This window comes from Candidatus Methylomirabilota bacterium, assembly GCA_035936835.1.
GTDB lineage: Bacteria > Methylomirabilota > Methylomirabilia > Rokubacteriales > CSP1-6 > AR37.
Window position 1 is genome coordinate 69946 of the sequence record DASYVT010000121.1, and the last position, 7420, is coordinate 77365.

Genomic DNA, 7420 nt, shown 5'->3' on the forward strand with positions numbered 1-7420 from the left:
CCTATCGCTTTGGCCGGACAATGGGACGCGTGACCGCGAAACCGCCAAAGCCGCCCCAGCCCGGCAACACCGCGGCGAAGTAGCTCCTGCCGCCGGCGACCGCGATGTGAATGTCCTCGGGCGTCGGCGTGACGGGCAGCCGTGTCGTCGGGTTGTCGAGGTCGTAGCGCAGGGGATAGCGGCCCGCGTCGCGCTCCATCTTCCTGAACTGCTCGTGGACCACGCCGCAGGCGCGCACGTCGGACAGCGGCCGCCGCGCGTGCTCCCAGAGATAGAGGCGCACGTCCTGCTTGGACCAGCCGCGCTTGGCGAACTCTTCGGCGTTGAGCGGGTTCAGCGTCACGAGCGTCTGCCCCATGACGTGCATGTTGTTGTTGCCGAGCGAGCACATGGAGTCGGCCAGGACGTGCAGCATCTCCTCGGGCGTGCCGTAGCAGAAGACGCTGTGCGGCCCCTCGCAGGCGAAGACCGTGACCGCATCCGAGCCGGGCGGGCAGCCGCGCTCCACGTGGAGCGGCTGCCAGGGGTTGTCCTCCTCCTCTTCGGCGATACAGAAAGCGTACTCGCCGGGATGCGAGAGCGTCGACTTGTCAGTGTCCCACGGGACGGCGCCGCCGAGGTTCCAGAGGGCCAGGCGCACCGCGCGCCCCACGGCGGCGTTCGAGCGGTAGCCGTTGCCGAAGACGCCGTCCTTCGAGTTGAAGCGCAGCTCGCGCGCGATGGGACCGTTGACGATGACGAGCGAGACGCACATGTGCGTCGTCTGGCTGACGCCGTTGAGATTGTGCGCCGGGTCCATCATCGCTTCCATCGCCGCCAGCACGACCGGGAAGTGCTCGGGGCGGCAGCCGCCCATGACCGCATTGATGGCGAGCTTCTCGATCGTGGCGTCCCCGCCCTTGGGAGGGACCGGCCCCAGGCTTGCCTGGGGATCGCGTCCAACGTAGGCGATCAGGGCCTCGACGCGCTTGCGCGTCGGCAGGACCACCGGCAGCCCGTCGGTCCAGCCGCGCTCGAAGAAGAGCTCGACGGCCTCCTCGTAGTCGTCGAGCGACAGCGACTCGGAGACGAGGTTCATCCAGGCAGCTCGGCCCCGAAGCCCATGACGCGTGATAGATCGCGCGCGCTCTCGATGACGAGGGCCGCCAGGCGCGGCTGCTCGGCCAGGACGCGCTGGCTCGGGGCGCCCAGGACGAGCCCCGCGAGGACCTGACCATGGCGGTCGAAGACGGGCGCGGCGATGCCCGCGGCGCCCTGGGCGATCTCGTCCACCGAGACCGACAGTCCCGTGCTCCGGATCTCGTCGAGCGCCCGGCGGAGCGCCGCGCGGGTCACGGGCGTCTGCGGCGTGAAGGCCTTGAGCCGCGTCGCCTTCAGGTACTCCTGGCGGCGCGCGGGCGGCAGGTAGGCCAGCAAGAGCTTCCCGATTGCCGAGCAGTACAGCGGCCTGCGTTCGCCGATGCCCGCCGTGTACCGGACGGTATTGCGGCTCTCCACCTTGTCGATGTAGACGGCGACGGGCGCGTCTCCCGCCATGGTCGCGATGAGCGCGGTCTCGCCGCTCTTGTCCGCCAAGTCCACGAGGAAGGGCCTCGCCAGCTCGGGCAGCTCGCGGTTGGACAAGGCCGCCATGGCCAGCGTGAAGGCCGCGGGGCCGAGCCGGTAGTACCCGTCCGGGCTGCGCGCGAGGTAGCCCAAACGCGTCATCGGGCGGAGGAGATACAGGAGGCTGCTCTTCGGCGAGCCCAGCCGACGGGAGAGCCCGGAGAGGGTCGCGCCGTCGCGGCGGCGGGCGAGCGCCTCGAGCACTTCCAGAGCCCGGCCGAGGGCGCGGGGTCCCGCGTCGCGGTTATGGACCCGCGGCGGGACAACGGAAGCAGGCTGTGCCTTCGCTGTGGATGTTCGCATATACGAATCTAGGTCGAACGGACGAACAGCAGAGTGTCATGCCCGGCCGGGGTGTGTCAACCAGCCGGGTCACCTGGCAGCCGGGTCACCTGGCAACCGGGTCACCCGGGACGGCGGAGCGCCTGCTTGAACAGCTCGCCGGGAGGCACGAAATCGCCGATCACTCCCATCAGGACGCCGAGCAGGGCCGGCCGACGCGCGAGGGCGCGCGCGGCTAGGTTGGCCGGCCCGCGCCGAGCGATGAGGAGCTGGATCCCGCGTGTCACGCGGGACTTCGCGGCGAACTCGCGGCGGCGCGCGCGCGCGTACTTTGCTAAAGCCCGAGCGGACAGATCGCCGCGAGTGAGCGCCGCGTGCGCCGTCTCGGCGAGGAGCTCCGCCGAGCGCAGCGCCGTGAAGAGCCCCTCGCCGGTGAAGGGATCGTAAAAGCCCGCCGCGTCACCCGCCAGGAGCACGCCGCCCACGCGAGGCTCGCCCACCCGATACGCCAGCGGCCCCATCGCCATGAGGCGGCCGGCGGGCTCCATGCCCGCGAGCCGCGGGGCCAGGTGGCGGAGCTGCTTGAGCCGCGCGCGGAAGAAGGTCTCGAGCCTGCCGCTCCACGGCGCGGCGTGGGCAAGCGGCACCACGAGGCCCAGGTTGACCAGTCCCGGCGCCACGGGGTTCAGGATCGCGTAGTCGGGCGGGTCGATGTAGATCTCGCCGCGATCGCCCAAGCCCTGGAGGCCGACCACGTGCTGGATCAGCGCCATGCGGCGGAGCCGGTGCGGCCGCACGAGGCCGAGGCTCGCCGCCACGACGGACGAGCGGCCGTCGGCGCCCACGACGAGCCGGGCGCGGATCTCGAGCTCCCGGCCATCCTCGTCCTGCGCCTTTACTCCCCCGACGTGTCCCGAGTCGCGCACGAGTCCTGTCACGCGGTGGCGCTCCCTCACCTCTACTGGCAAACTCTTCGCGCGCTCCACCAGGATCCGGTCGAGCGCCTCGCGCGGGATCGCGAGCGCGTGATCGCGATAGCCGCGCCACGGTCCAGCTGTCGGATAGGCGCCGTCGAGCGCGGTGCCGTCGGGGGCGACGATCCTCATGCCGCGGAGCGGCTGCGCACCCGCATGGTCCACTGCCTTGAGCACACCGAGCCTGTCGAGGATGCGCGAGGCCTCGGGAGAGAGGTACTCGCCGCAGATCTTCGGGCGCGGGAAGGCGGCCTTGTCGAGGAGCGCCACCTGCCAGCCGCGCTCGGCGAGGAGGATGGCCGCGGCCGCGCCGGCAGGTCCTGCGCCGACCACAACCACGTCGGCCGTCGCCTTCATCGCTTCGCTCTCACCGCGCACTGGCGGAGGAGCACGGCGTGGTGGACGACCTTCACGTCGAAGAACCCGGCCTTCTGGCACAGCGCGGTGACCTCGGGAGGCGTGTAGGAGCGCAGGATGGACATCGGCCCGTCGTGTCGCGCCATCGCGCTCCGCGAGAACAGGCGCGTGAGAAGCCAGACGAGACGATGGGCCGCGCGCCCGCGCACGAGATCGTTGACCACCCAGCCGAGGCGCGCCGCGGCATCTATCTCTGCCAGGTAGCGTGTCGCCTCCTCCGGCTGGAGATGGTGGAGGGTCAGCGCCGAGATGACCAGGTCCACCGACCCGGGTCGAACTGGGAGCGCGAGAGCGTCGCCCTGGATGAGCGTGATCTCGGGATACGCGGCCGCGTAGCCGCGGGCGTACTTGAGCGTGGCGCCGTCGCGGTCGAGGGCGAGCACGCGGATGCCGCGGCCCGAGCGCCGCGCCCAGCGTACCAGCGCCACCGGGATGTCAGCGGCGCCCGCGCCCACGTCGAGCACCGTCACAGGCCTGTCGGGGGGCAGCGTGGCCAACAGGTCGCGCACATGCCGCAGCGTCAGCGAGCGTCCGCCGAAGAAACCGTTGAGCTGAGTGATGGCCTCGAGGGAGCCGGCGATCTCGTCGAACGAGGCGGGGCGGTCCATCAATTCGACCGCGTCGGCGTCGCGCTCGAGCGGCGTCGGTTTCAGGAAAGCCACGTCACCACCTCAGGAGGGCGCCCTCGGCGGCGAAGCCGGGGCCCAGCGCGATCATCAACCCCCAGTCGCCCGCCACCGGCTGCCCGGTGTTGAGCGTCTCCTCGAGCACGAAGAGCACGGTCGCCGAGGACATGTTGCCGAAGCGCTTGAGTACCTGACGCGAGTGGGCAACCTGCGAGTCGTCGAGGTCCAGGAGCCGCCGAGCCTGCTCGATCACACGGCGGCCGGCCGAGTGCAGCACGAAGTGGCGGACGTCTTCCTTCTTGAGCCCCTGCGAGACCATGAGGCTGTCGGCCATCTCCTTCATCATGGCGGCGCCGATCCGGCGCACTTCCTTGGACAGGACGACGCGCTGGCGGCCGCCGGGAAACTCGAAGCCCATGGCCGGCAGGTGCTCGGAGCGGAACAGGCTCTGGTGGCCGACCACGGCCGGACCCTCGCCTTCGCCGCTCACCGCGAGCGCCCCCGCGCCATCGGCGAAGATGGCGTGCGCCACCGCGCTCTCGAGCCTGTCGTCGAGGAAGTAGGCCGCCGAGCAGATCTCGACGGCGACGACCACGGCGCGGTGACGCGGGAAGGCGTGGAGGTGGTTGACGGCCTGCTGGAGCGCGACCATCGCGCTGGCGCAGCCCGTATCGCCGACGTGGACGCGCTGGATGGTGGACTTGAGACCGAGCTTGGCGATGAGATGCGCGTCCAGGCTCGGGCAGAGGCGCCCCGTGCACGTGGTCGTCGCGAGGAAGTCGACGTCGGCCAGGTCCCAGCCGGCGCGCTCGACGACGCGCCGCACAGCGTCCGCGCCCAGCTCGAGCGCGCCGCGGCGGAAGCGCGCCTGCACCTCGTCCACGCTCTCGTCCGGCGTGAACGTCTCGGGGTCGAGGTAGAGGTGGCGGCCGTCGATCTGGCTGTTGGTGAAGAAGCCCGCGCGGAGCGGATCGACGTAGCCCGCGATCCGCAAGAGCGTCGCCTGATCGAAGCGGTGGGGCGGCGTGGCGGTGGCGACGGCGACGATTTTTGGCGCGCCCATGGGCGGAAGGCTACACCCGGCCTCTTGCCATGTCCATCGCGTGGGTGCTATCAACGGGCGAACGGGTGCTATCAACGAGCGACCACCCACGAAAGGAGCCGTCCATGCCCCTCTTCTCGTTCGAAGGCAAGTCGCCGCGTGTGCATCCCACGGCCTTCATCGCCCCGACCGCGTGCCTGATCGGCGATGTCACCGTGGAGGAGAACGCCTCGGTCTGGTACAACGCCGTCGTGCGCGCGGACTTCTCGCCGATCATCATCAGGCGCGGCGCCAACGTCCAGGACTGCTCCGTGATCCACGTCACGCCGGCCGGCGGCAGCGACATCGGCCCCGGCGCGACGGTCGGCCACCTCTGCCTGGTGCACGCGGCGACGCTGGGAGAGGAATGCCTCGTGGGCAACGGCTCGACGGTGCTCGACGGCGCCAGGATCGGCGTGCGCGCCATGATCGGCGCGGGCTCGCTCCTCACGCCGGGGACCGAGATTCCCGACGGGATGCTGGCGCTGGGCGCGCCGTGCAAGGTCAAGGGTCCGCTCGCGGGAACTTCGGCCGAGCGTTGGGTGGCGATCAACCCCGCAGGCTACCAGGCCCTCGCCCAGCGGCACCGCGCGGGCGTCAAGCCCATCTGACGGTGGCACGCCGCTCACTCGCGCGACGTCTCTGGCGCCGTCTCCTGCTGTTGGGCGCGTTCGCGCTCGCCGCCGGGGTCGGCTGGGAGGCCGCGACCTGGCCGGACGTGAAAGCGCTCGCGACCGGTCCGCCGGCGACCACGGCCTTCATCGAGCGCCACAAGGAGATCCAACGCGCGGCGGGGCGGCCCGCGCAGGTCGCGATCCGCTGGACTCCCTACTCTTCCATCTCGCCCGCCATCAAGCGCGCCGTCCTCGTCGCGGAGGACATCAATTTCTTTTCCCACCGCGGCTTCGACTGGGGCGAGATGAAGATCGCGGTGGAAGAGGCCCTGCACGACAGCGAAGTCCCGCGCGGCGCGTCCACCATCACCCAGCAGCTCGTCAAGAACCTCTGGCTGTCGCCGAGCCGCAATCCGCTACGGAAAGTGAAGGAGGCCATCCTGACCTGGCAGCTCGAGCGCACGCTCTCCAAGCGGCGCATCCTCGAGGTCTACTTAAACGTGGCCGAATTCGGTCCCGGCATCTACGGCGTGGGCGCGGCGACGCAGGCGTACTTCGGGAAGGCCCCGGCGGATCTCGGCGAGGAGGACGCGTCGCTGCTCGCGGCCTCGCTCCCCCGGCCGACCTCGTGGCACCCGGGCAGCAGGAGCCAGGCCTACCAGCGCTACGCCGCCGCCATCCGCGCCCGGATGGACAAGGCCGACTTCCTCCGAAAGCAGATCTGACGCTCTACTTGCGGCGGTGCGCCGGCGCGGCTATGCTCCCAGCATGACGAAGACATATCGCATCGCCGTGATCCCCGGCGACGGCATCGGCAAAGAGGTGATGCCCGAGGGGGTGCGCACGCTCGACGCCGCCGCGCGCAAGTTCGGCTTCACGCTCACGCTCGATCACTTCGACTGGAACTGCGACCGGCTGGCGAAGATCGGCCAGTGGATGCCCGAGAACTGGAAGGAGCTCGTCGGCGGCCACGACGCCATCTACTTCGGCGCGGCGGGCTGGCCCGCCCTCGTGCCCGACCACGTGTCGCTGTGGAGCTCGCTCATCAAGTTCCGGCGCGATTTCGATCAGTACGTCAACCTGCGGCCGGTCAAGCTCATGCCCGGCATCCCCTGCCCGCTCGCGGGCCGCAAGCCCGGCGACATCGACTACTTCGTTGTCCGCGAGAACACCGAGGGCGAGTACTCCTCGGTGGGCGGCCGGATGTTCGAGGGCACCGACCGCGAGTTCGTCACGCAGCAATCCTGCTTCACCCGGACGGGCGTCGACCGGATCATGAAGTTCGCGTTCGAGCTGGCGATGACGCGCCCGAGAAAGCAGGTCACGTCGGCGACCAAGTCCAACGGCATCGCGATCACGATGCCGTACTGGGATGAGCGCTTCGCGGCGATGAGCAAGAACTATCCGCAGGTGAAGACCGACCAGTACCACATCGACGGCCTCACCATCCAGATGGTGCTCAACCCCCAGCGCTTCGACGTGATCGTCGCCTCCAACCTCTTCGGCGACATCCTCTCCGACCTCGGCCCCGCGACAGCCGGCACCATCGGTGTCGCGCCGTCGGCCAACATCAACCCGGAGCGCGCGTTCCCCTCGCTCTTCGAGCCGGTGCACGGCTCGGCGCCGGACATCTACGGCCGAGCGATCGCCAACCCGATCGGGCAGATCTGGTCGGGCGCGATGATGCTGGAGCACCTCGGAGAAGTTGCCGCGGCAGCGGCCATCGTGCGGGCGATCGAGAGCGTGCTGGAGCCCGGCTCCGACGCGCCGCGCACCCCCGACATCGGCGGCAAAGGGAAGACGGCGGACCTCGGCAAGGCG

The 7420-nt window shown here is 70.3% G+C and carries 8 protein-coding genes; 3 read left to right on the forward strand and 5 right to left on the reverse strand.

Going from position 1 to position 7420, the window contains the following annotated elements; all coding sequences use genetic code 11:
- Position 1: 1 nt before the first annotated feature.
- From VGV06_09915 to VGV06_09935, 5 genes are all read right to left on the reverse strand, one after another.
- Entirely contained in the window at positions 2-1078 is a 1077-nt protein-coding gene (locus VGV06_09915) for a hypothetical protein (protein ID HEV2055472.1), read from the reverse strand.
- The gene (locus VGV06_09920; GenBank protein ID HEV2055473.1) at positions 1075-1908 is read right to left on the reverse strand and encodes an IclR family transcriptional regulator; all 834 of its coding nucleotides are present in this window, start codon (positions 1906-1908) and stop codon (positions 1075-1077) included. Before VGV06_09920 ends, VGV06_09915 begins: the two co-directional genes overlap by 4 nt.
- A gap of 101 nt (positions 1909-2009) precedes the next feature.
- Positions 2010-3218: an NAD(P)/FAD-dependent oxidoreductase gene (locus tag VGV06_09925; protein HEV2055474.1), complete on the reverse strand. Its 1209-nt coding sequence runs from the start codon at positions 3216-3218 to the stop codon at positions 2010-2012.
- Positions 3215-3940 (reverse strand): methyltransferase domain-containing protein, encoded by a 726-nt coding sequence (locus VGV06_09930; GenBank protein ID HEV2055475.1) that lies wholly within the window; start codon positions 3938-3940, stop codon positions 3215-3217. Before VGV06_09930 ends, VGV06_09925 begins: the two co-directional genes overlap by 4 nt.
- Before the next feature lies 1 nt (position 3941).
- Positions 3942-4967, reverse strand: a complete 1026-nt coding sequence (locus VGV06_09935) for a type III polyketide synthase (protein HEV2055476.1) — start codon at positions 4965-4967, stop codon at positions 3942-3944.
- A gap of 104 nt (positions 4968-5071) precedes the next feature.
- On the opposite strand from VGV06_09935, the gene VGV06_09940 reads away from it, so the two are divergent.
- The 3 genes from VGV06_09940 to VGV06_09950 all read left to right on the forward strand — a co-directional run.
- Positions 5072-5596, forward strand: a complete 525-nt coding sequence (locus VGV06_09940) for a gamma carbonic anhydrase family protein (GenBank protein ID HEV2055477.1) — start codon at positions 5072-5074, stop codon at positions 5594-5596.
- Positions 5597-5598: 2 nt separating this feature from the next.
- On the forward strand, positions 5599-6324 hold the full coding sequence (gene mtgA / locus VGV06_09945) for a monofunctional biosynthetic peptidoglycan transglycosylase (GenBank protein HEV2055478.1): 726 nt from the start codon (positions 5599-5601) through the stop codon (positions 6322-6324).
- Positions 6325-6367: 43 nt separating this feature from the next.
- The coding region (locus tag VGV06_09950; protein ID HEV2055479.1) for a tartrate dehydrogenase at positions 6368-7420 on the forward strand (1053 nt) is incomplete at its 3' end.